Source organism: uncultured Flavobacterium sp. (assembly GCF_937967675.1).
Classification (GTDB): domain Bacteria; phylum Bacteroidota; class Bacteroidia; order Flavobacteriales; family Flavobacteriaceae; genus Flavobacterium.
Genome location: NZ_CALBSN010000139.1, coordinates 1 through 2,682, shown reverse-complemented (window position 1 = coordinate 2,682; position 2,682 = coordinate 1). Strand labels below are relative to the sequence as shown.

Genomic DNA, 2,682 nt, shown 5'->3' with positions numbered 1-2,682 from the left:
ATTTGGAGAGGTCCAATGGCTGCCAAAGCATTAAACCAAATGATTTTTGATGCCAACTGGGGCGAATTAGATTTCATGCTAATCGATTTACCACCAGGAACAGGCGATATTCACTTATCAATTATGCAATCGTTGCCAATTACAGGTGCAGTTGTTGTAAGTACACCTCAAGCAGTTGCTTTAGCCGATGCTAAAAAAGGAGTTTCAATGTTCCTGTCAGAATCGATTAATGTTCCGGTTTTAGGAATTATCGAAAATATGGCGTATTTCACTCCAGAAGAACTTCCTGAAAATAAATATTATATCTTTGGGAAAGAAGGAGCTAAAAACTTAGCAGAAGATTTACAAGTGCCTTTGTTAGGTGAAGTGCCATTAGTACAAAGTATTCGTGAAGCAGGAGATTACGGTCGCCCAGCAGCATTGCAAACGGCTTCAGTTTTAGAGGGTGTATTCGAAAATATTACAAGAAATGTAGTGCAAGAAACGGTAAATCGTAACGAAACATTACCGCCAACTGAAGCTATCAAAATAACAACAATGGCAGGTTGTTCTGCTGTAAAAAAATAGTATTCAGTTTACAGTCTCAGTTTACAGTTTAAGCTGTTTACTGCGACTGAAAACTGTGACTGAAAACTAAAAATTATGACTACATTAGAAATAAAAGAGAATGTTGAAAAAGCACTAGACGAAATTCGTCCGTTTTTGAATTCGGATGGTGGCAACATCTCATTAGTAGAAATTATTGAAGACAAACATGTTAAAGTTCGTTTAGAAGGAGCGTGTACCAATTGTAGTTTAAGTATCAGCACCATGAAAGCTGGTGTAGAAACCACGATTAAAAAATACGTCCCTCAAATTGAAACGGTAGAAAATATTGCTTAGTAAAGCAATAGTATGATATAAATCATATTTCTACACTTTACGAGTTTGTTACTTTGCTACTTTCAAAATTAAAAAAATGATTCAAACAGATATTCTTATAATCGGTGCTGGTCCTACGGGACTTTTTGCCGTTTTCGAAGCCGGACTTTTACAACTTAAATGTCATATTATTGATGCTTTGCCACAACCTGGCGGGCAATTAGCTGAATTGTATCCAAAAAAACCAATCTTCGATATTCCTGGTTATCCTTCAGTTTTAGCTGGAGATTTGGTAACGAATTTAATGGAACAAATCAAACAGTTTCAACCTGGATTTACCTTAGGTGAAACTGCTGAAACCATCCAAAAATTAGAAGATGGAACTTTTATTGTAACTACTAACGAAGGAACGCAACATCACGCAAAAGCAGTTGCAATTGCAGGCGGTTTAGGAACTTTCGAACCAAGAAAACCTATTTTAAAAGATATCGAATTCTACGAAAAAGAAGATCGTGGAGTAGATTACTTTGTAAAAGATCCAGAAAAATATCGTGGAAAAAATATCGTTATCGCAGGTGGAGGTGACTCGGCTTTAGATTGGAGTATTTTCTTATCGAATGTAGCAAATTCCGTGACTTTAGTTCATAGAAGAAACGAATTTCGTGGTGCATTGGATTCAGTAGAAAAAGTACAAGAATTAAAGAACGCTGGAAAAATTAAATTAGTTACTCCTGCAGAAGTTGTTGGTTTTAATGGTAGTGAGAGAATTACCGCTGTTGACATAGAAGTTAACGGAGCCAGAATGAAAGCAGAATGCGATTATTTTATTCCACTATTCGGATTAACGCCAAAATTAGGTCCAATTGCTAACTGGGGATTAGAAATCGAAAAGAACGCTATCAAAGTTAATAACGCTTTAGATTATCAAACCAACATCGAAGGAATTTATGCCATTGGAGACGTTAACATATATCCAGGAAAATTAAAGTTGATTTTATGTGGATTCCACGAAGCAACTTTAATGTGTCAAAGTGTATATAATAGAATCAATCCAGGAAAACGTTACGTATTGAAATATACTACTGTTTCTGGAGTAGATGGTTTTGATGGTACCAGAAAAGAAGCTGAAAAAGCCGTTGTAAAATCGATTGATTAATATGAGTCAAGACGTAAAAATATTTATAACCGACAGAAACGGAGTAAGACACGAAGTGTTAGCCCCAACCGACATGAATATGAACATCATGGAGTTAATTCGTTCGTATGAATTAGCCGAAGAGGGAACCGTTGGTGTTTGTGGCGGAATGGCAATGTGCGCTTCTTGTCAGTGTTATGTTTTAAATGATGTAGTTTCTTTAGAACGCAATCCAGATGAAGAAGCCATGCTTTGGGAAGCCTATCACGTAAAAGATAATTCGAGATTAGGCTGCCAAATTCCAATCACAGAAGATTTAGAAGGTTTGGAAATTGAAATAGCACCAGAACAATAAAAAAAGGGAGAAGAAATTCTCGCTTTTCATTTTATACTAATTCATGCTTATGTTCCACTTGCTCTTCAATGGCATTCCAAAGTCCGATTCTTTTTTCTAAAGCCAAAACCGAAACTTCTTCCACTTCTTTCCATTTTTGTTTTGAATTACCACAAAGTTCAGTTATCATTTGCATCGCCATTGGACCGTGCTCGTCGGCATCTAATTCGATATGTCTTTCGAAATAATAAATTAGTTTTGATAAATTGGTTTCTGGGAAGTTTTGCTGAAAGTTTTTCAAGATTTCAGTAAACATATTCGGAATCAAATCTTCTCTTCCAAAAGTAAAAGC

At 35.9% G+C, this 2,682-nt stretch carries 5 protein-coding genes; 4 read left to right on the top strand and 1 reads right to left on the bottom strand.

What is annotated here, in order from left to right:
* The 4 genes from Q0075_RS09545 to Q0075_RS09530 form a co-directional block, all read left to right on the top strand.
* Positions 1-567: P-loop NTPase (locus Q0075_RS09545; RefSeq protein WP_297869304.1), on the top strand; the 567-nt coding region annotated here is incomplete at its 5' end.
* 75 nt (positions 568-642) lie between these two features.
* Positions 643-882 carry a NifU family protein gene (locus Q0075_RS09540; protein ID WP_026724438.1) on the top strand — a complete coding sequence of 80 codons (240 nt, stop codon included), beginning with the start codon at positions 643-645 and terminating at the stop codon, positions 880-882.
* A gap of 76 nt (positions 883-958) precedes the next feature.
* Positions 959-2,017, top strand: a complete 1,059-nt coding sequence (locus Q0075_RS09535; protein ID WP_297869303.1) for an NAD(P)/FAD-dependent oxidoreductase — start codon at positions 959-961, stop codon at positions 2,015-2,017.
* A gap of 1 nt (position 2,018) precedes the next feature.
* Positions 2,019-2,351, top strand: coding sequence for a 2Fe-2S iron-sulfur cluster-binding protein (locus tag Q0075_RS09530; protein ID WP_297869302.1), 333 nt, complete (start codon positions 2,019-2,021; stop codon positions 2,349-2,351).
* Between the two features lie 31 nt (positions 2,352-2,382).
* Here the strand turns inward: Q0075_RS09530 and Q0075_RS09525 are convergent.
* Positions 2,383-2,682, bottom strand: a 300-nt coding sequence (locus Q0075_RS09525) for a DUF3050 domain-containing protein (RefSeq protein WP_297869301.1), incomplete at its 5' end; no start/stop codon positions are given.

Bases quoted from the DNA above. Each gene is read 5' to 3' on its own strand.
- Q0075_RS09540 (WP_026724438.1), top strand. From the start codon at position 643: ATGACTACATTAGAAATAAAAGAGAATGTTGAAAAAGCACTAGACGAA.
- Q0075_RS09535 (WP_297869303.1), top strand. From the start codon at position 959: ATGATTCAAACAGATATTCTTATAATCGGTGCTGGTCCTACGGGACTT.
- Q0075_RS09530 (WP_297869302.1), top strand. From the start codon at position 2,019: ATGAGTCAAGACGTAAAAATATTTATAACCGACAGAAACGGAGTAAGA.